The following is a 20867-nucleotide window of genomic DNA, read 5'->3' as shown; positions in this document are numbered from 1 at the left end:
CAATCTGCTTCACTGAATATTATCCACCTTTTTAGGTATTTTTCATGTAACGATTTCCGTAATCATTCGACTATTCTTTTTTAGAGTTATTCAAAGCGCCAAAATTCTCAGCAAATGGATACTCCTCTACCAAGACAAAGAGTAATAAACCAATATTATAGTATTGTATCAATACCCCATTATACCATGAAGAAAACTATTATTTCGTTATTAGCAGCATTTTCTATTATAGGGATTTCGGCACAGGAAAAGTCTTATTTTTTATCAAGTCCTTCATTGAGTCCTGATGGAAAAACAGCGTATTTCGCTTATGACGGCGATATCTGGAAAGCAGACTCCAATGGAGGGAACGCTTCAAGAATTACCGCATTGGACGGAGAAGAAATCAATCCCCGACTTTCACCGGATGGAAAATGGCTTGCCTTCAGTTCTAACCAATATGGAAATTATGACGTGTATGTAATGCCTGCGGGAGGAGGAACAATCAAGCAGCTAACCTTCCACACCGGAAGAGACGAAATGGAAAGCTGGGCATGGGACAGCAAAACCATTTATTTTACCTCAAGCAGAAATAATAATTTTGGCAGCTTCAAAACTACAATTGAAGGGAAAACTCCACAAAAATTATTCAACAATTATTTCAACAATACCAATGGACTTGTAGAAACTCCTGCGGGAGAATATCTTTTCACCAGCTCTTCAGAAAGTGCCCATCAGGTGCAGCGTAAGCGTTACAAAGGGGAAAACAATCCTGATATTTTAGGATATAACCCCAAAAACAATACTTTCAAACAGTACACGAATTACGAAGGCAAAGATTTCAACCCAAGCGTAGATAAAAACGGTATTATTTACTTTATTTCTGATGAAAATAACGGAGAATACAATCTTTATAAGCTTGAAAATGGTAAAAAAACGGCTTTAACGCAATTTGATACTTCTATAAAAAAACCTTTTGTCTCAGCAGACGGCTCTAAAATTATTTTTGAAAAGGATTATCAGCTTTATACTTATGATATAGCATCAAAAAATACTACTCCACTTACTATCAGTTTAAACATCAATAAAACATTGGATAAAGAACAGAATTTCAATGTGGAAAACAACATTTCTTATTATGATGTATCTCCGGATGGTAAAAAAATGGCATTTATAAGCCGTGGAGTTTTATTTGTATCGGATATTGAAGGAAAATTTGCCCAGCAGGTTTCTGACGGAAAAGAACGTGCTATGGAAGTAAAATGGCTGAAAGACAACCGCACCCTTCTTTACAGCCAGACCTACAACGGATACCAAAACTGGTTTACGATTCAGGCAGACGGAAAGGGACAGCCAAAACAATTAACAGAAGATTTACGCAATAACCGTAATATAACGCTCAACGGCGACCTTTCAAAAGCAGTTTATTTAAGCGGAAGAGATGAAGTAAGAGTATTGGATTTAAAAAGCTTCAAATCTACAACGATTGTAAAGGATGAAATCTGGGCTTTCCAAAACTCAAGGCCTTCTTTTTCGCCTAATAACGAATATGTATTATTCTCGGCAAAAAGAAATTTCGAGCTTGATATTTTCATTTATAATATCAAAAAAGGACAGACACTTAACCTCACCAATACTGGTGTTTCAGAGGAAGATCCTGTATGGTCACCCAATGGCAGGTATATTTATTTTGCCAGCGACAGAACCAATCCGTCTTATCCTCTAGGCATGCAGAAGTCTAACATTTACCGTATGGCTTTAGACTGGTTTGATGAACCTTTTAAATCTGAAAAATTCGACAGTCTCTTCACGGAAGAAAAGAAAGAAGAAAAATCTTCTGATAAAGCAAAGGATAAAGATAAAGACAAGAAGGATAAAAAAGAAGAAGACAAGGACAAAGAGAAAAAGGAAGAAAAAGAACCGGTAATCAAAGAACTGAAGGTAAATCCTGAAGATACTCTGGACAGAATCGAACTGGTTACCGACCGATATGGATATCAGGATGATCCTGCAGTTTTTACAGACGACAAAAAGGAAATTCTGTTATTCAACTCCAATCAGGATAATGGAAAGAGACAGCTGTATAAAAAAGTATTCACAGATTTTGAGCCTGCCAAATCCGAAAAAGTTTTTGATAAAGCAGCTTATTATCTTACTAAAAATGAGAAAAACCTGTTTGCTTTGATCGAAGGAAACATATATAAAACAACTGTAGCAGCTTTAAAACCTGAGAAAATAAATATTCAGTATAGTTTTGACAAAGATCTGGCTTCTGAATTTACTCAAATGTATGCCGAGGCATGGACAGGTGTAGAGGAAAATTTCTATGACGAAAAATTCCATGGTATCGATTGGAAAGCGAAAAAGGAGCAGTATGCCAAATATCTTCCGTATGTACATAACAGAAATGATCTGCGGATTTTATTAAATGACCTTTTAGGGGAGCTTAACTCTTCTCACACCGGCTTTTCTTCAACCGGAAAAGAAGAAGCAATGTTCCTGAACTATTTCACCAACGAAACAGGAATTATCTTCAAAAAAGACCAGCCTTACACGGTGGAAAGTATTGTAAGAAAATCACCGGCTTTCCGTTCGGGAGTTGATATTAAACCGGGAGATCAATTGATTTCTGTCAACGGGAAAAAGATTGATCCTAATGAAAACCGTGAGACATATTTTACGAGCCCTAAAAAACAGGATGAACTTGTTCTTACTTTCAGCCGTGACGGTAAAAATGTAACAACTAAAGTACATCCAATATCAAACGGAGAACTAAAAGGACTGCTTTATGATGACTGGATTTACAACAATCACCAGCGTGTTGATAAACTCAGCAACAACCGTATCGCTTATTCGTGTATGAAAAATATGTCTACTGATGAGCTGGACCGTTTCCTTCTGGATATGGTAGAACAGGAAAACAGAAAGGATGCTGTTATTCTTGATCTGCGTTATAATACAGGTGGAAATGTTCATGATAAGGTATTAAATTTCCTTTCTCAGAAGCCTTATTTACAATGGAAATATCGTGAAGGAAAAATGACAACACAGCCTAACTTTGCTCCTTCCGGAAAACCTATTGTACTTCTGATTAATGAAGCTTCATTAAGTGATGCCGAAATGACTGCAGCAGGATTTAAAGCACTGAAACTGGGTAAAATCATAGGCCAGGATACCTATCGATGGATTATTTTCACTTCGGCCAAAGGTTTGGTAGACGGATCTTCTTACAGACTGCCTTCATGGGGAACTTATACGCTGGACGGACAAAACCTTGAAAAAACAGGTGTAAAACCAGATATTTATGTTAAAAATACCTTTATGGACCGTCTTCAAAATAACGACCCACAGCTGGAAAGAGCCGTGCAGGAAATCCTTAAAGATTTGAAGAAATAAGAATTAAAATATTGCTCTTATTTTTGCACATATTTTGCTTGATAGGATTAATAATTCTATCAAGCAAAATGCCTTATTTATCCAAAATTTATTTACAAGATAATCATCCCCAAGACTTTCCTTTCAACCTTCCTTTTTTACGCAACGGTTTAAATTTAAGGTTAAAAAGTAATGTTACCTTTTTCGTTGGCGAAAATGGAATTGGAAAATCTACCCTGCTCGAAGCCATTGCAGACCAATGTAATTTTAATGTCGCCGGAGGAAACCGTAATCACAATTACGACTTTCATAAAACAGAATCTGCGCTGTCGGAATATCTTACACTTTCCTGGCACCATAAGACTTCTCAGGGCTTTTTTATGAGAGCTGAAAGTTTTTTCAATTTTGCCACCTATATCGATGAAGTGGCTCAAGAAGATCAAAGAGTTCTGGAAGCCTATGGAGGGAAATCTTTACACCAGCAGTCCCACGGTGAAGCTTTTTTATCATTATTCCATAACCATTTCCAGCATGGCATTTATATTCTTGATGAACCTGAAGCTGCTTTATCACCACAAAGACAACTTTCATTATTATCTATTATTCATAAATTAGAACAAACAGGAAAAGCTCAGTTTATCATTTCAAGCCATTCACCGATATTAATGAGCTATCCAGCTGCTGAAATTTATTTACTTGACGATAAAATTCAAAAAGTTCATTATAAAGAAACGGAACATTATCAGCTGACAAAGAATTTTCTGGAATCGCCGGAACATTATTTTAGGCATTTATTTGAAGACCTATAGGTTTCAATAGAAATATTCAGAAAATATTTCTTATTGAAATTCAATACATTTAGTTAAAAACGATTCAGAAAACACGATAAAACTTGCTTGGTACGGATATTCCTATTATATTTGCAGCACCTTAAACAAAGGAAATTCCTCCTTAGCTCAGTTGGTTAGAGCATCTGACTGTTAATCAGAGGGTCGCTGGTTCGAGCCCAGCAGGAGGAGCAAAAAGACTTACAGAAATGTAGGTCTTTTTTCATTTACAATTCATAAAGATAGAACGGTGAAATAATGGATCGATGCCTGGACTTTTCACTTGTTATTAATCCTCTGATTCTTATCCTGTAAGCATTAAAATTTCTCATTTAATTTTAATGAACCCGTATATAATTTTTGCTACATTTGTCGTTTTATATGGTAGACTAAAAATATTTTATTTTTTTACCTGTTTTTTAAATAAACTGCATACTTTTTGTTTATGCTAATTGCCTGAAGAAACGAATGATGTTAAACAATAACTCCCCAAAACACTATCTTTTATTTTTTTTTCTGATTCTCTCCAGTTCCGTATGCGCTCAAAACCGGGCCAGTGGCAGGGTGGTTGACGAAAAAAGCAGCAAAGAACTTACAAAAGTTGATATTTTTATCAACAACAGCAAAACACCTGCCCTGACGACAACTTCAGGCAGCTTCATCGTTCAGTCAGACAGTATTATTCATCAGCTAAAATTTTCCAGAAAAAGTTATACTACAGAAACACTTGATATTACCCCTGAAAATGCTGAAAATATTTTCGTACAGCTATCCCAGGCCAAAGTAAGTGACATCCAGGAGATTGTCCTTCAGAGCGGTAAGACTAAATACAAAAATAAAAAAGAAAACCCTGCTTACGCCATCATGCAAAAAGTATGGGCCCAAAAAAGAAATAACGGGTTAGAAAAATTTGATACCTATTCCTTTAAAGAATACGAAAAAACTCAATTCGACCTGAACAACCTGGACAGTGCCTTCATGAAAAAAAAGATTTTCAATAAACTGGATTTCATTTTTGACTATGCTGATTCTACAGCCAGCGGAAGATTAGGACTTCCCATCTTTTTAAATGAAGCCGTATATGAAAATTTTGGTAAAAACAGACCGGATAAGGATAGCAAAAGAACATTGGTAGCTCAAAAAACTTCAGGTTTCCAGGACAATCAGGTGATTACGGTTTCTGCTAAAAACCTGTATCGGGATATCAATATCTACGACAATACGCTGAACTATTTCGATATTGGATTTCAAAGCCCTGTAGGGACAGATGGATTCAGCACTTATGATTACAGCCTTATGGACACCATCACCATTCGTGGTGAGAAAGCTTTCCAGATCAGATATCAGCCGAAGAGAAAAGATATCCTTGCCTTCCAGGGAAATCTTTATATAGATACAGACACCTATGCAGTTTTAGGAGCAACATTAAAATCAACCCAGAAAATCAATGTAAATTTCGTCAACAGTGTCTATACACAAGTAGAATATGACAATCCTGATGAAACCACTTTTCTTCCTAAAAAACTGATTACTGAATTTGAAATGAGCCCTTTTTCAAAAAAGAAAGGTGCCAAAAGTATTATAGCCAAAAGATCGGTAGATTATTCTGAATATGAGTTTAACAAGCCTTTGGATCCAAAAGTATTCAAACGCACGGAAGAGGAATATGAAGATAAATTCACCAATAAAGACGACGCATATTGGACCAAAGCCAGACCTGACACTTTATCTAAAGCTGAACAGGGTGTTTATAACATGCTTGATCAGCTTCAGCAGACTCCAAAATTCAACAGAATGGTAAAACTGTTTGAAACCCTGGGTTCACGATATTACAACGCCTTTAAAGGAATAGATATAGGCCCTATTTTCTCTATTTACGGAAGGAATGAAGTGGAAGGAGACAGAATAAGATTAGGAGCAAGAACTTATTTCGGATTGAATGATACCTGGAGAGCTCAGTTTTATACAGCTTATGGTTTCAAAGATCAACAGTTTAAATATGGTGTTGAAGCACGATATATGTTCAATAAGCTTAACCGTTTTATGATTGGAGCAGGAACCACCAGAGATATCGTTCAGCTTGGAGGACAGCTTACTTCGGGTGATGGTGTTACCCCGCAATCTTCATCTTCCAGTACCTTTTTTGCAAGAGGAGAAAACATTTCTTTAAGTTCGGTAAACAAAACAAGTGTTTTTGCCGCTATTGAACCCTGGAAAAATTTTCAGATCAGAGTGGATGGAGTAATGCAGAGCATCAAATCCGCTATTCCGGAGAAATTCAATCTGATGTATTACAAAGATGGCCGGCTAAGACAAACAGTGAATGACTCACATGTTACCATCAGTTTAATCGCCAAGCCTGGCGCTAAGTTCTCTCAAACCGGGATTGACCGTTACCAGGCCCGAAACCTTGCACCAACCATTGTTTTAAGATATACCAGAGGTATTGAAGGTTTATTTAATGCTGACTTCAATTATGACAAGCTTCAGTTCATGCTTTATAAGCCGTTTTTGATTGGCAGCATGGGGAAACTGGTAGTGAATTTTGAGGCAGGAAAAAACTTCAGTACAGTTCCTCTGGCATTACAGAATATCATTCCCGCCAACCTGTCCTATGGTTTGGTACCGAATACATTCTCTCAGCTTAACTATTATGAATTCGTGACTGACGCTTATACCACTCTTCAGCTGGAGCATCATTTTAACGGTAAAATTCTTTCTTATATTCCTTTGATTAAAAAACTGAAATTCCGGGAGGTTGCGTTTATCAGAGGAGCTTATGGAACATTAAGCGATGCTTCAAAGGCAATCAATGTTGAAGGTTTTAGATATTCTGCACCAAGCGAACATATTTATTATGAATACGGATTTGGAATTGAAAATATAGGAATCGGAAATCTTAGAATTTTCAGGGTAGACTTCAACTGGAGAGGAAATTACCTTGACAGACCGGATATTTCAAAATTCGGTGTTAAAGCAGGATTTCAGGTAGGATTCTAACCAGAAATAATATAAAACAGTTTCGGCGGCTTCTTTGAAGCCGCCGAACTTTTATTTTTCAACTTTATACAAAGTATCAGAAACACTCACAACCCTCTACATCAAGCAGACAACGCATTTTCTGCTCTTTTGTCAATCCGCACCATACACTGCATGATGTAATAGGTTTTGCCGGACACCATACTTCTCCTCCGTTAATACTTCTCAGACTGGCTTTTGTTAATTTTCTTAAATTTTTCATGATTATATTTAGTTTTATTTGTTGCCTACTCTCTTTGCTTTTCGGCTTCCGCAATTTTTTATTTGATAACAGACAAATATATAATTATTTCACCACCAAAGGATATTATTTAAGCTTTTTTAACTTCATATAAAAAGCCGAACCCCATAAGGTTCAGCTTAAAGAAGATTATTTATATCATTCAAAACATTCTGTACAGGACTGGGAAAGCATACAGTGTGATTTTTGCCATGGTGACCATCTGCACCATTCATCACAGGATTGAAACATAGAAGGGCAGACGGCCGCTACTCCTCCGGTCATTTCTTTTAAATTCTTTTTGGTTAATTTCTTTAGATTTTTCATAGATATTTTGTTTTAATTTGCGCCTACTCTTTATGCTTCTCGGCTCTCACAACTATTCATAACAGGACAGTTAACAAATATAAAAATATTTCACAAAAAATTGAATACCGCGAAAATAATTGCAATTATAATAACAAAAAAAAGCCTCAGCATTTGCTGAAGCTTTGATTTTTATAAAACGCTTAAAAATTATGCGTTTGGTTCTACAGATACAAAAGATCTGTTGTTTGCTTTCTTTCTGAAAACTACTTTACCATCTACTAATGCAAACAAAGTGTGATCTTTACCGATTCCCACGTTATCACCTGGGTGGTGCTGAGTACCTCTTTGTCTAACAATAATATTTCCGGCAATAGCTGCTTGTCCTCCGAAAATCTTCACACCTAATCTTTTAGAGTGAGACTCTCTACCGTTCTTGGAACTACCGACTCCTTTCTTGTGTGCCATTTTATTACTGGATTATTTATTAAGTGCTTTAAATTGATCGATATTCTTAATGATAGCAGCATCTACTTCTTCATGAGTAAGAATATTCTTTTCTAATTCCACTTTAACTGCTTTACCTAAAGTAATTAAAGTTTCTCTGTTCTCTTTAGACTGAGACAAGTTGTTTTTCTTTAAGTGATAGTTCAGCTCGTGATCTTCACTAAAGTTAACAGTTGCGTTGTCTGAAAGAACTTCACCTTTCACAGTTTCTTTTTTAGCAGCAGCTTTTTTAGCGCCACCTTCAAATCCTGTAATACCAGTGATTACGATTTGAGTTAAAGATTGTCTGTGACCGTTTTTCACTTTGTAACCTTTTCTTCTTTTCTTTTTGAAAACGATTACTTTATCAGCTTTAACGTGGTCAAGGATCTCTGCTTCTACAGTGATTCCGTTTACAGCTGGGGCGCCTACAGTGATTGCACCGTTTACAGTAAGAAGAACTTTATCGAAAGAAACTTTTCCTCCTTTATCTCCTTTTAAACGGTTTACAAACAACTTCTGGTCTTGCTCAACTTTGTATTGAAGCCCTGCTATTTCTACAATTGCAAACATTGTTTATAAATTTTTAGTTATTTCGAGGTGCAAATATACATATAATTTTCTAAACAGCTTACAATCAAAGCAATGTTTTTTTAATTAAAAACCTACTCACTATGTTTTGAATAATTTTTTTCATTAAAATACTCACAATTAAGAGATAATTTCATACCTTCGTTTTACCAAATTGAATTTATATATGAAAAGAAACTTTAATCTCTGCTTACTAGCAGGTGCCATTGCTGTAACTTCATTGACAGCATGTAGTGATGACCAAATGGACAACAATGTTCAACCTCAGCAAGAACTTAGTGCAAAAATTGATCAGCCGGGAGATCTGGAAAAAATCTGCTCTTATGTTGATAACAACTGGAGTGCAAATTCAGTTTTACTAACCGGACTTCAAAATTCCACAGACACCAATTTCATGAACGGTCAGATGACTAAGATTGCAAGTATGTGGGGAAGAAGCAATCCTACACTAAGATTTGTGAATGATCCATCCAATTACAATTCTACGTACAATGCAATTTCCTATTCTACCGGAAAGATCTATTATGGATACGCCATCTATTATGATGCAAAAGCAAAAGGAGGTGATATTGTGAATGCGATGATTCTCGCTCATGAGTACGGACATCAGCTGCAGTATATCTTTGGACTTCCATCTGTAAGCGAAAACACAGCCAGACCTAACGAGCTTGAAGCTGACGGTTTTGCAGGATACTATTTGAGAAGACCTAACGGGTACAATAAAACAAGCTTCCCGGAAATTGCAGCAGCTTATGAGTTTGCTCAAAGTATCGGAGATTATCAGACAACCAATCCCGGACATCACGGAACACCTGCACAAAGAAGATCTGCAGTTCGTTTAGGATTCCTTTTAGGACAGTATGATCTTAACGCTTCCAATTTTGATTATAATTTCTTCTATTATTATCAGGGAGTATTAAACGGAACTTACAAGATGGCTAAGAACACAGTAAATCCTGAAATTGACGCCTACATGAGCCAATATATAGATGAGCTGAGAAAAATTCAGTCAGGAGAAATTTCTGCAGAAGAATTTAAACATCTTCAATAAACACGAACATTCATTTTTAGCATATTTAAGAAAGGAGGCGGGCAGTATGTTCCGCCCCTTTTTTGTTTAAAAAAACTTTTTATGTTCTATAAAATCAATTTGTTTGTATTTTTGAAAATAAAAAAATTCCAAGTAATCCATAATGAACAGAGATCTCTATATTGATTTCGCCAAAGGACTGGCAACACTTTCTATCATATTTATCCATACCGCTTTCTGGTCCGGACAGTTTTATATTCCCGCAGAAATAAGGGTATTTTCGCTTGTTTTTGACGTAGCTCTTTTCTATGCTTTGAGTGGAATTACTTCCGGAGCCAATATTGAAAAAACATTGTACCGCCTGTTGAAACTGCAGATTACCTATATGATATTTGTGACTTTCCTGTTCTTGTTAGATTACTTCTTTAAAGTCTTTGGACTAAGCTTCTTTTCGATGGAATGGCTCCAAAGCTTTTATTCCACATTTGGATCTAAATATTCTACTACCAGCATTTCAACAACGCCTCAATGGGAAAACCTGGGCAACTGGTATCTGCATCAATATACCAATGCCGACACTTTTCCTGTGGTGATGGGAAGTTTCTGGTATCTTAAAGTGTATTATATTCTTACTGTTTTTGGTGTTCTTATCTTAAGGTTCTTCCCGAAACAGATCAACTGGTTCATTGGGCTTTGCATTGGTTTAACCTTATTATTCAACATTTTCCCGGAATATTATCCAACCGGGCAGGTGGGATATGTAGCCTTTTATCTTGCCGTATTTTTAATTGGAAACAAAATGCGTGGAAAAAAAATCCCCACCAAAGCAATTCCAATATTATATGCACTTGTTGGAGCAGCTCTTTTATGGATGTTCTGGTACTATGGAGGAGAAATTTTCTATAAAATCAATAAAAATAAATTCCCGCCAAAAATCCCCTATATCATCTGGGCATTATTCTCCCTGGTAACCTTATTTGTTCTTTATAACCGATTAAAGATCACAAAAGAAAATTTCATTACCTATATCGGAAAGAATGCTATTTTCTTCTACTTTGCACAGGGAATCAGTTCTTCATTGGTATATTTTCTGGTGGTTCCATTAAAAGAAAATATGCCGTGGTGGATTTTAATGATCATTATTTATGGTATTAATATCATTTTAGCCTTCATGATTTCTGCCGGGTTGAAAAAAGTGGATAGCTGGGGTTGGAATATTTTGGAATTCCTAAGAAGAAAGACCGCCTCTTAAGACTTTAACGATCAAATTGAAATAAAGTCACATTTCTTACCTCAATTTGTTTAAATTTACAGAAATTTTACAACATGTTTAAGTTGAAACTCCCTACCGATCCAAGGTGGGCCAATATTGCAGAAGGAAACATCGGAGAAATTTTAACAGATCATGCCTGGTGCGAGCAAAAAGCAGCTACCAATGCCATAGGCCTGATTACAATGCTTCCGGAATATCCTGAAATTGTGACAGAACTTCTTGCCATTGCACAGGAAGAACTGGATCATTTCAATCAGGTGCATGAGATCATTAAAAAAAGAGGGCATACCTTCGGAAGAGCAAGAAAAGATGATTACGTAAATGAGCTGGCGAAATTTATCGTTCAGGGAACAAGAGAAGACCTCATCGTAGACAAAATGCTTTTTGCTGCTATGATTGAAGCCAGAAGCTGCGAAAGATTCAAGGTTCTTACTGAAAACATCAAAGACGAAGAGCTTAAAGTTTTCTACAAAGAACTTATGATTTCTGAAGCCAATCATTATACGACTTTCATTGGATTCGCAAGACAGCTTGGAGATCCGGAGAAAGTAAACAAACGTTGGGAAGAATGGCTGGAATATGAAGCCAGCATTATTAAATCCTACGGGAACAAAGAAACCATTCACGGTTAAAATATAAAGCAGTAAAGAATACACATTGAAGAAGCCAAGCTTTGAAAATATTGCCAATCTATTTCTGAAAAACTTTTTTCAGGGACTGGTTATTATTGGTCCTATCGGGCTTACCATTTTTGTAATCTGGTATATTGTAAGTGCCATTGACAATCTTGTTCCTTCTCTTGCAAAGCAGATCCCAGGGCTTGTTTTCGTATCAACCATACTGTTTACTGCTATTTTAGGGTATTTAGGAAATAAATTCGTGGTCGGAAGATTCTTTTTCGATACGATGGACAGCTTACTGGAAAAAACTCCGGGAGTAAAGCATATTTACACTCCTACAAAAGACGTGATGTCTTCATTCGTAGGTGATAAGAAAAAATTCAACGATCCTGTATGGGTAAAAACCAATGAAAATCCGGAAATCTGGAGAATCGGCTTTTTAACCCAAAAAGAAATGTCGGACGTTGAAAAGCATAATTACGTTGCGGTATATCTTCCCCACTCGTACGCCATCTCGGGCTGGGTAATTGTTACTGAAGAAAAAAACATCAAACCTGTAGTGGGAATGACAGCAGCTTCTGCAATGAAGTTTGCCGTGAGCGGCGGTGTAGCCGGATTCCATTCTGATGAAAATATATTTAAAGCTCCAGAATAATACTTCCCAAGCCTTATTTATAACATTGATGAATTTTGAAAATTATTTTCAAACACATTTTCTTTACAAACAATTTAAAACATAATTTAACTCATGAATTTACCGTACGCGGAACCTTTCCGCATCAAAATGGTGGAGGAAATCTACCAATCTACCAGAGAAGAAAGAGAGCAATGGCTTAAAGAAGCTAATTATAACCTTTTCAATTTAAGATCTTCACATGTTTATATTGACCTGCTTACCGATTCAGGAACCGGAGCAATGTCTGATAGACAATGGTCTGCTTTAATGACCGGAGATGAAAGCTATGCAGGATCCCGTTCTTTTGAACAGTTACAGAAAACTGTAGAGAACATTACAGGATTCAAATATTTATTACCTACACACCAGGGAAGAGCTGCAGAAAACGTTCTTTTCTCAGTATTGGTAAAAGAAGGAGATGTAGTTCCGGGAAACTCTCATTTTGACACTACAAAAGGGCATATCGAGATCAGAAAGGCACATGCCATAGACTGTACTATTGATGAAGCTTTTGATATTAATGATCTTCACTCTTTCAAAGGAAATATCAACCTTGAAAAACTGGAAGAAGTTTATAAAAGTCACCCAAAAGAAAATATTCCTTTCTGTTTAATTACCATTACATGTAACTCTTCAGGAGGACAGCCTGTATCATTAGAAAACATGAAGGCTGTAAAAGCTCTTTCTGACCAATATGGAATCCCTGTGTTCTTTGATTCAGCGAGGTTTGCTGAGAATGCTTACTTCATCAAAAAAAGAGAAGCAGGACAGGAAAACAGAAGCATCAAAGAAATCTGTAAGGAAATTTTCTCTTACGGAGACGGGATGACAATGAGTTCTAAAAAAGACGGTTTAGTAAATATCGGTGGATTCATTGCTTTAAATAATGAAGAAGTTTTCAGAAAAGCTTCCAACTTTACCATTATTTACGAAGGATTTATTACTTACGGAGGAATGGCTGGAAGAGATATGGCAGCATTGGCTGTAGGTCTTGATGAAGCTACTGAGTTCGCTTATCTTGAAAGCAGAATTTCTCAGGTTGAATACTTAGGTAATAAACTGATTGAATACGGAATTCCGGTTCAAAAACCAATCGGAGGACATGCTGTATTCATTGATTCTTTAAACTTTCTACCCAATGTTTCCCGTGAAGAATATCCGGCACAGACATTAGGACTTGAAATTTACAAAGAAGCAGGGATCAGAACTGTAGAAATAGGAACATTATTAGCTGACAGAGATCCAGCAACAAGAGAAAACCGTTATCCTAAGTTAGAATTGGTACGTCTGGCAATTCCTAGAAGAACCTATACCAATAACCATATGGATTATATTGCTGCTGCTATCAAGAATGTTTATGAAAGACGTGAAGAAATAGCAAAAGGATACAAGATCACCTGGGAACCGGAAATCTTAAGACACTTTACTGTTCAGCTTGAAAAAGCTTAATCATAAAACCGGAATTTTTTTTCCGGTTTTTTTATGCATTAAAATTCAAAAGTTTCCTATACAAGAACAATCTTGTGCCTCTTATTTTCAAAAAAACAAAGATAACTGGTTCAAAATCACTCAGATATTATATTTTACAAATAAATATAAATCAAACATATTTCTTTATCACATGCAACATATTATTCTTTTCACTTTATTTTTTAGAAAACTCAATTAAATTAATTTCTTTTTTGAAATAGTGAATGTTTTTAATTTTAATTTTGTATCCATCTGGTAAAACAGATATAAAAATACTTGAGAACCAACCTGAAAAATCCGTTATTCCGAAAATGAAGAAAATTGCTGTCGTGGGCGCCGGTATCTCCGGCTTAAGCATGGCGAATTACTTAAAAAAATACAAGATTGATTATCACATCTATGAAAGAAGAAAAAAGGAAGATCTGGCAGGTCATGGTTTTCTTATTCCACAGGAAGGAATGGAATACCTTTATCAGATCATAGATCCGGACCTTCTTCTTAAGCATGGGAATTTTTTAAAGAAATACATACAATACTCCCATACAGGAAAAATACTGGCAGAAAAGGAACTGAACCATGTTTTTGCCATTTCAAGAAATTCATTAATTGATCTGCTGGCTCAAAATATTTCTCCTGAAAAAATAACCTACGAACACACCATAATCCCCGATGATCAACAGAACGGAAAATTAAAACTTTCCGATGGAACTGATATTGATGCAGAAATAGCAGTCATTTCTGATGGTTCCAGAAGCCGTATAAGAAGCCGTCTTTTTAAAGATGAAACCATGAAAGTGGTAAGGGAAAGTGAAGTAGTGAATATCATTCAGGATAAAGAAATTGCAGATTCTATTGAAAATGACTTTATAAAATTCCATCATGAAGACGGTGGGTTAACTTTTGGTATTCTTAAACTCACCCATGATACTGTTCTTTGGTATTCACAGTTTGACAATGAAAAATATATGATCAACGACTGCTCAGCAGAGAATTTAAAGAAATATATGCTCGAAGTTTTTGAGAATTGGCATCCTTTAATTCCATCAATTATACAGAAATCAGACTATAAAAACGTACACTTATGGCGTGTTTATGAGCTGGAAAAACTGAATCCGTTTTATAAAGATAATATTGTATTCATCGGAGATGCAGCGCACCCACTGATCCCATTTACTAGCCAGGGTGTAACCTCAGCCTTGAAAGACTCTTTCACATTAACGAAGTATTTAGTTGAAGAAGAAGATAAAACGGAAGCCTTCAGAAAATATGAGGCAAAAAGGAAACCTGAAATTGAGACTCATATCAATAACGGAAGAACATTGCTCAATCAGTTCCTGCTCCCGCTCCATCAACAATCAGAAAACATTTTACCCATATCTTATAAATAAATATGTTCAGCAATAACGATATCAACTTTGAAGCACTGAAAAGAAAAGCCTACAACGGAAGATGGGCAACTTTAGAGGAAGGAATTATTCCCCTTACCGCTGCAGATCCGGACTTCAGGACAGCACCTGAAATAGAACAGGGAATTATTGAATACCTGAAAGATGGCTATCTAAGCTACGGACCGTTTTCCGGTCTTCCGGAATTCAAAAAAAGTGTTGCAGATCATTTTAATAATGAGAAACATGGAAGCTTTTTCCCGGAAAATGTTCTGGCAGTCAACAGTGCCGCCCAGGGAATGTTTCTGATTGCCTCTTATGTTCTGAACCCGGGAGATGAAGCCATTATTCTGGATCCTGTAGATTTTCTTTTCAAAAAATCAGTAGAAACTGCTGGTGGAAAAGTGAGGCTTTGTCCTGTAGATACCATAACGGGAGACATTGATTTTGAAAAACTGGTTTCTTTAATCAATTCCAAAACGAAGCTTATCAGCATCTGCAATCCGCACAATCCACTGGGAAAAGTATACCCTAAAGAAGTTTTAATAAAAATAGCAGAAATCGCTTCAGCTCATGATCTTTGGGTGATGAGTGATGAAATCTGGAGTGATATTATTTATGACAACAAAAACTTCCATACCTACTCTTCCGTTTCTGAGAAGGCGAAGAGAAAAAGTTTTACCGTTTACGGCTTTTCAAAATCATTTGGAATTGCAGGACTGAGAATTGGGGCTGTATTGTGTAATGACCAGGATATTCTTGAAGATTTTACAGAAAAGTCCAATTTCAATTCAACAATAGAAGGCGTTTCTACGTTGTCCCAGATTGCCGGAAGTGTAGCTCTGGAGAAAGCAAAGCCTTGGTATAAAGAATTTTTAGCTCATTTACAGAGTAACAGAAATTTTGCTTTTACATTATTAAGCCGGTCAGAAATTCTAACCCCAAATCTACCTGAGGCTACTTTTGTGCTGTTTCCGAAGATTGAAAACGGAATGTCCAGCGATCAGTTTGCCCAACATGTTTTAAAGCAGGGAAAGGTTGCCATTGTTCCCGGATCAGAAAGATGGTTCGGAAAAGGAGCGGAAGGACATATCAGAATTTGTTTTTCCACTTCACAGGAAATTTTAGAAGAAGGAATTAACAGAATCATTACCAGCTTTTAACATTAAAATTTTTCATCAAATTTTAATAATAAGTTATTATTTTTCTCAAATTAACACAAATCTTTAATAAATTAAGACATCCATACTGAATATTTAATTTTAATGTGGATTTAAAAATAAATATTGATAATTTTGATTAAATCACCACTCAAAATTATCTATATGAAAATAAAATACATCAGCATCATTTTTCTTGGAGCTTCTACCTTATCTTATGCCCAGCAAATAAAGGATACCCTGAAAGAATCGAAGATTGACGAAGTGGCCATCACCGGAAGCCGGAATAAAAAAAGAACAGTAGTGAATACGCCTGTTCCTATTGATATCATCGACATTAAACAGGTAAGCCAGTCAACAGGACAAGTAGAAATCAACCAGCTTTTACAGTTTTCTGCGCCATCTTTCAACTCTAACAAACAATCAGGATCTGACGGTGCTGATGCAGTAGATCCTGCCACTTTAAGAGGTTTAGGGCCGGATCAAACTTTGCTATTGTTGAATGGAAAAAGATATCATCAGTCTTCACTCATCAATCTTTTTGGAACTAAAGGAAGAGGAAACACCGGATATGATATGAATACCATTCCAATTGGTGCGATAAAAAGAGTGGAAGTCCTTCGTGACGGAGCCTCAGCTCAATATGGATCTGATGCCATTGCAGGAGTAATCAATGTTATTTTGAATGACCGTGACAAAGGGTTTGAAGGAAATGCTTTTTATGGAATGAATCTTTTTAAAAGCCCGGGGAATAATGATGTTGTCTCAGATCATAAAGTAGATGGAACTACCTTTGATTTCAGTGGAAATTTAGGAACTAAAATAGGCTCAAAGGGAGGTTTTGGAAACTTTACAGTAGAGTTTATGAACAAAGATTATGCGATACGAAATGCAAATCCTGACTTATATACTGCTCCAAGACAGCGTTTCGGGGATGCAAAGGCGCAAAACATTTACTTTTTCGGAAATATTGAGCTTCCTTTATCTGATGGTCTGAAATTCTATTCCCGTCAAGGTTTTTCTCACAGAAATACCAAGGCCTACGCATGGACCAGATCAGCAGATGCCGACGGAAATATTCCTGAAATTTATCCTACAGGATTCAACCCGATTGAAAATACAAGCATTACAGATTTTACGTTTGACAACGGTCTTAAGTTTAAAGTTGCCGGCTGGGATGTAGATTTTTATAATGCTTTTGGCAACAACAGATTTACCTATCAGATTGACAATACGATTAATGCCACTTTGGGAGTCAAATCACCTACAAGCTTTAATGCAGGAGGACATTCATTACTACAGAATACAACAGGTTTTAATGCTGTAAAGCAGTTCAAAGTACTGGAAGGACTGAATATCGCTTTCGGATCGGAATTCAGGTATGAAAAATTTGATATCATCAAAGGAGAAGAAGCTTCTTATGCTATGTATGATGTAAATGGAAATCCTGTGACCGCCAGTACACCCCAAAACCTTCTTGTCACCAATCCTTTAAGCGGTGATGTAAGACCAGGCGGTTCCCAAGGATTCCCGGGATATTCCACAGACATTGGTAAGAGCAGAAATAACTTTGCGGCCTATATAGATACTGAACTTGACGTTACAAAAAACTGGATGATAAGCGTTGCCGGAAGATTTGAAAATTATAATGATTTTGGAAGCACTTTAAATGGAAAATTTGCAACAAGATATGCGATCACTCCGCAATTTGCTTTCCGTGGTTCCGTTTCTACCGGGTTCAGAGCACCTTCTCTGGCTCAGAAATATTACAGCCAGCAATTTACCAACTTCCAGGAAAAAAAATTAGTTACCATTCAGCTCGCATCTAACGATAGTAATATTGCAGGCAGCCTTGGAATTCCTCAGCTGAAGCAGGAAACCTCTGTGAACGGAAGTGCAGGATTCACTTTCAACACAGGAAAATTTACAGCGACAGTGGATGGATATTATATTCAGGTAAAAAACAGAATCGTTCTTACCGGATATTTCGCACAGGCGGACTTGCCAGAAAAAGTTCAAGAAGAAAATCCATTTATTGACCAGGTACAATTCTTTTCTAATGCAATTGATACCCGCACGAAAGGGATTGATATTATCTTAAGCTATAGTGAAAATGTAGGTTCTGGAAAACTGACGGCTACCTTAGCCGGAAACTATAATGATATGGAAATCACCAAAGTAAATACTTCAGAACAACTGGCAGGGAAAGAAAACATTTACTTAAGCGAAAGAGAAAAAGCTTTTATCCTCGCTTCTGCTCCGAAAACAAAAGTCAATTTGAACCTCAATTATAAGATCAACAAATTCAATGCGAATCTCCAGTTGGTAAGATTTGACAAAGCAACACTGATTGGTTATGACGGTAGAGAACAGGTCTATAATCCAAAAGTAACTACTGATCTTTCTTTTGGTTATGAATTTTGTAAGAATCTGAACCTCACCCTGGGCAGTAAAAACCTGTTTAACAGGTACCCTACACTGCAAACCACTCATGTAAGTGATGGAAATACAGAAGGCGGAGGTATTTTTGACCCTGTTCAGATGGGATTTGCCGGAAGACAGGTTTTTGCCAGACTTAACTTTAAGTTTTAAGAGAATAAAAGAAGCTGTATCCAAGGTTAATAATTTCACCTTTGTCATTCTGACGAAGGAAGAATCTCATTGATAAACCAATAGCATAAGATTCTTCACTACATTTCATTTCGTTCAGAATGACATTTTGATACAGTTTTTTTATTTTTTTGAAATTTTATAAAGCTTACCACTGTCGGTTACCGCATAAAGATTTCCGTCCATTCCGTTCAATACGTCGCGGAAACGTTCTTTCTGATCTGCCAGAAGACGTTCTTCACCGATCACTTTATTATCTTTCATGACAATCCTGTCAATATGCTCGCCACTTAAACATCCAATCATCAGATTTCCTTTCCATTCTTCGATATTTCCTGTATAAAAAGTAATTCCGCTTGGTGAAATCACCGGATCCCAGTAATAGATGGGTTGCTCAGTTCCTTCTCTTTGGGTGATTCCCTGCCCTACTTTATCACCTGAATATTCAATTCCATACGTCACATCTCCCCATCCGTAATTTTTTCCGGGTTGAATGAGGTTGATCTCATCTCCACCTCTCGGTCCCATTTCCACATCCCAGAGATTGCCATTAGGATCAATCGCCATTCCTTGCGGGTTACGCACACCATAAGCATAAATTTCAGGTTTATAGCCTTGTTTTCCGATAAAAGGATTTCCCGGAGCGGGCTTGCCGTCTTTTGTAATTTTCAGAATTTTTCCAAGATAATTATCCGTTTTCTGTGCATAGACACGCGTCACTTTATCTGATCTTTCTCCTGTACTTATAAATAAATGTCCATCTTTATCAAAAGCCAGACGGCTTCCATAATGTTTATCTCCATCGTAAGAAGGTTCAGCACGGAAAATAACTTTTACTTCTGAGATATTTTTGAGATCTGCAGACAGCTTGCCTTTCGCCACGGAAGTTAAATTTCCTTTCCCAAACGGTTCTGAAAAACTGAAGTAAATAATATTGTTGGCAGTAAAATCAGGATCAAGAGCCACATCCAACATTCCTCCCTGCCCTTTTGAATCCACTTTTGGAAAGCCTTCTATTTTTGACACCTGTTTCCCATCTATTGACACAACATTCATGTGACCATTCTTATCCGTAATCAGAAACTTTCCATCAGGTAAATTGATAATTCCCCAGGGTCTTCCTAAATCTTTGTTTAATATCTCTACATTATATGCTGTTGTAGTCTTTACTGCCTTGATTCTTGTCTGCCCTTTAAATGCCGGTTTGTAATCAGAATTAGGCTTCTCTGTCTCTACACTTCCATCGTTTCCAGTCTTCTGAGCATTCGCATGATTTTCTTTGCACGATGACAAAACAAGAAAAAGGCTCATTATCGGGACATAAAATTGATTGATTCTCATAATATTAGGATTGGTGATTGTATAATGAATGGAAAAATAATGCCATAAAATTTGTTGGTTTCATTTTTTATTCTACATTTGTAGAACAAATTACAACATTGTAGAATGAAAGAGATTAAATTAACAGATTCTGAAAAAATTCTCATGGAAATTCTTTGGGAGAAGAAAAAAATTTTCATGAAGGATATTCTGGAAACCTATCCTGACCCCAAGCCTGCTGCAACTACTATTGCAACTTTGCTTAAAAGAATGCAGAACAAAGATCTTGTAGGTTATAAAGTGTATGGAAATTCCCGTGAATACTATCCAAAAATAGAAAAAGGGGAATATTTCAAGGAAGAAATGACTTCCATGATTGATCGTTTTTTCAACAGCTCAGTAACACAGTTTGCTTCCTTTTTTACATCGAATGCAAAGCTTAGTCAAAAGCAGCTGAAAGAACTCCGTGATATCATAGATGATCAGATAAAGGAATAGAT

The 20867-nt window shown here is 36.5% G+C and carries 17 protein-coding genes and 1 tRNA gene; 13 read left to right on the top strand and 5 right to left on the bottom strand.

Annotated features, from left to right (window positions below; all coding sequences use genetic code 11):
• Positions 1 to 186: 186 nt before the first annotated feature.
• From FN817_RS15710 to FN817_RS15695, 4 genes are all read left to right on the top strand, one after another.
• Positions 187 to 3375, top strand: coding sequence for a S41 family peptidase (locus FN817_RS15710; RefSeq protein ID WP_142718935.1), 3189 nt, complete (start codon positions 187 to 189; stop codon positions 3373 to 3375).
• 68 nt (positions 3376 to 3443) lie between these two features.
• A complete protein-coding gene (locus FN817_RS15705; protein ID WP_142718777.1) occupies positions 3444 to 4163 on the top strand; it encodes an AAA family ATPase in 720 nt (239 codons plus the stop codon).
• A gap of 136 nt (positions 4164 to 4299) precedes the next feature.
• A tRNA-Asn gene (locus FN817_RS15700) sits at positions 4300 to 4373 on the top strand.
• A gap of 372 nt (positions 4374 to 4745) precedes the next feature.
• On the top strand, positions 4746 to 7181 hold the full coding sequence (locus FN817_RS15695) for a DUF5686 family protein (protein ID WP_228451580.1): 2436 nt from the start codon (positions 4746 to 4748) through the stop codon (positions 7179 to 7181).
• Positions 7182 to 7257: 76 nt separating this feature from the next.
• Here the strand turns inward: FN817_RS15695 and FN817_RS23215 are convergent, their stop codons facing one another.
• From FN817_RS23215 to rplU, 4 genes are all read right to left on the bottom strand, one after another.
• On the bottom strand, positions 7258 to 7422 hold the full coding sequence (locus FN817_RS23215; protein ID WP_167498883.1) for a bacteriocin-like protein: 165 nt from the start codon (positions 7420 to 7422) through the stop codon (positions 7258 to 7260).
• 177 nt (positions 7423 to 7599) lie between these two features.
• Positions 7600 to 7767 (bottom strand): hypothetical protein, encoded by a 168-nt coding sequence (locus tag FN817_RS23210; RefSeq protein WP_167498882.1) that lies wholly within the window; start codon positions 7765 to 7767, stop codon positions 7600 to 7602.
• Between the two features lie 189 nt (positions 7768 to 7956).
• On the bottom strand, positions 7957 to 8214 hold the full coding sequence (rpmA, locus tag FN817_RS15690) for a 50S ribosomal protein L27 (RefSeq protein ID WP_027372929.1): 258 nt from the start codon (positions 8212 to 8214) through the stop codon (positions 7957 to 7959).
• 12 nt (positions 8215 to 8226) lie between these two features.
• Complete coding sequence (rplU, locus tag FN817_RS15685) at positions 8227 to 8805, bottom strand: 50S ribosomal protein L21 (protein ID WP_081995486.1); 579 nt, start codon at positions 8803 to 8805, stop codon at positions 8227 to 8229.
• A gap of 184 nt (positions 8806 to 8989) precedes the next feature.
• Here rplU and FN817_RS15680 point away from each other — a divergent pair, with 184 nt between their 5' ends.
• From FN817_RS15680 to FN817_RS15645, 8 genes are all read left to right on the top strand, one after another.
• On the top strand, positions 8990 to 9874 hold the full coding sequence (locus FN817_RS15680) for a neutral zinc metallopeptidase (protein ID WP_142718775.1): 885 nt from the start codon (positions 8990 to 8992) through the stop codon (positions 9872 to 9874).
• A gap of 142 nt (positions 9875 to 10016) precedes the next feature.
• Entirely contained in the window at positions 10017 to 11105 is a 1089-nt protein-coding gene (locus tag FN817_RS15675; protein WP_142718774.1) for an acyltransferase family protein, read from the top strand.
• Between the two features lie 74 nt (positions 11106 to 11179).
• Complete coding sequence (gene miaE / locus FN817_RS15670) at positions 11180 to 11758, top strand: tRNA-(ms[2]io[6]A)-hydroxylase (protein ID WP_142718773.1); 579 nt, start codon at positions 11180 to 11182, stop codon at positions 11756 to 11758.
• A gap of 25 nt (positions 11759 to 11783) precedes the next feature.
• Positions 11784 to 12401, top strand: a complete 618-nt coding sequence (locus FN817_RS15665) for a DUF502 domain-containing protein (RefSeq protein WP_142718772.1) — start codon at positions 11784 to 11786, stop codon at positions 12399 to 12401.
• 93 nt (positions 12402 to 12494) lie between these two features.
• Positions 12495 to 13871, top strand: a complete 1377-nt coding sequence (locus FN817_RS15660; protein WP_142718771.1) for a tryptophanase — start codon at positions 12495 to 12497, stop codon at positions 13869 to 13871.
• 332 nt (positions 13872 to 14203) lie between these two features.
• On the top strand, positions 14204 to 15280 hold the full coding sequence (locus FN817_RS15655) for an FAD-dependent monooxygenase (RefSeq protein WP_142718770.1): 1077 nt from the start codon (positions 14204 to 14206) through the stop codon (positions 15278 to 15280).
• 2 nt (positions 15281 to 15282) lie between these two features.
• The gene (locus tag FN817_RS15650; RefSeq protein WP_142718769.1) at positions 15283 to 16440 is read left to right on the top strand and encodes a pyridoxal phosphate-dependent aminotransferase; all 1158 of its coding nucleotides are present in this window, start codon (positions 15283 to 15285) and stop codon (positions 16438 to 16440) included.
• Positions 16441 to 16602: 162 nt separating this feature from the next.
• Positions 16603 to 19029: a TonB-dependent receptor plug domain-containing protein gene (locus tag FN817_RS15645; RefSeq protein ID WP_142718768.1), complete on the top strand. Its 2427-nt coding sequence runs from the start codon at positions 16603 to 16605 to the stop codon at positions 19027 to 19029.
• A gap of 141 nt (positions 19030 to 19170) precedes the next feature.
• On the opposite strand, the gene FN817_RS15640 is transcribed toward FN817_RS15645, so the two are convergent.
• Positions 19171 to 20388 (bottom strand): PQQ-dependent sugar dehydrogenase, encoded by a 1218-nt coding sequence (locus tag FN817_RS15640; protein WP_142718767.1) that lies wholly within the window; start codon positions 20386 to 20388, stop codon positions 19171 to 19173.
• Positions 20389 to 20493: 105 nt separating this feature from the next.
• On the opposite strand from FN817_RS15640, the gene FN817_RS15635 reads away from it, so the two are divergent.
• Complete coding sequence (locus FN817_RS15635; RefSeq protein WP_142718766.1) at positions 20494 to 20865, top strand: BlaI/MecI/CopY family transcriptional regulator; 372 nt, start codon at positions 20494 to 20496, stop codon at positions 20863 to 20865.
• Positions 20866 to 20867 lie beyond the last annotated feature (2 nt).

Source organism: Chryseobacterium rhizoplanae, assembly GCF_900182655.1.
GTDB classification, from domain to species: Bacteria; Bacteroidota; Bacteroidia; order Flavobacteriales; family Weeksellaceae; genus Chryseobacterium; species Chryseobacterium rhizoplanae.
Note: the sequence above shows the minus strand (reverse complement) of the source record. Positions and strands in the feature narration are given on the sequence as shown.

Excerpts from the sequence above, each read along its gene's own strand:
- rplU (WP_081995486.1), bottom strand. The coding sequence starts at position 8,805 with ATGTTTGCAATTGTAGAAATAGCAGGGCTTCAATACAAAGTTGAGCAA.
- FN817_RS15660 (WP_142718771.1), top strand. The coding sequence starts at position 12,495 with ATGAATTTACCGTACGCGGAACCTTTCCGCATCAAAATGGTGGAGGAA.
- FN817_RS15650 (WP_142718769.1), top strand. The coding sequence starts at position 15,283 with ATGTTCAGCAATAACGATATCAACTTTGAAGCACTGAAAAGAAAAGCC.
- FN817_RS15645 (WP_142718768.1), top strand. The coding sequence starts at position 16,603 with ATGAAAATAAAATACATCAGCATCATTTTTCTTGGAGCTTCTACCTTA.
- FN817_RS23210 (WP_167498882.1), bottom strand. The coding sequence starts at position 7,767 with ATGAAAAATCTAAAGAAATTAACCAAAAAGAATTTAAAAGAAATGACC.
- miaE (WP_142718773.1), top strand. The coding sequence starts at position 11,180 with ATGTTTAAGTTGAAACTCCCTACCGATCCAAGGTGGGCCAATATTGCA.
- FN817_RS23215 (WP_167498883.1), bottom strand. The coding sequence starts at position 7,422 with ATGAAAAATTTAAGAAAATTAACAAAAGCCAGTCTGAGAAGTATTAAC.
- FN817_RS15705 (WP_142718777.1), top strand. The coding sequence starts at position 3,444 with ATGCCTTATTTATCCAAAATTTATTTACAAGATAATCATCCCCAAGAC.
- FN817_RS15680 (WP_142718775.1), top strand. The coding sequence starts at position 8,990 with ATGAAAAGAAACTTTAATCTCTGCTTACTAGCAGGTGCCATTGCTGTA.
- FN817_RS15635 (WP_142718766.1), top strand. The coding sequence starts at position 20,494 with ATGAAAGAGATTAAATTAACAGATTCTGAAAAAATTCTCATGGAAATT.
- rpmA (WP_027372929.1), bottom strand. The coding sequence starts at position 8,214 with ATGGCACACAAGAAAGGAGTCGGTAGTTCCAAGAACGGTAGAGAGTCT.
- FN817_RS15640 (WP_142718767.1), bottom strand. The coding sequence starts at position 20,388 with ATGAGAATCAATCAATTTTATGTCCCGATAATGAGCCTTTTTCTTGTT.
- FN817_RS15655 (WP_142718770.1), top strand. The coding sequence starts at position 14,204 with ATGAAGAAAATTGCTGTCGTGGGCGCCGGTATCTCCGGCTTAAGCATG.
- FN817_RS15675 (WP_142718774.1), top strand. The coding sequence starts at position 10,017 with ATGAACAGAGATCTCTATATTGATTTCGCCAAAGGACTGGCAACACTT.
- FN817_RS15710 (WP_142718935.1), top strand. The coding sequence starts at position 187 with ATGAAGAAAACTATTATTTCGTTATTAGCAGCATTTTCTATTATAGGG.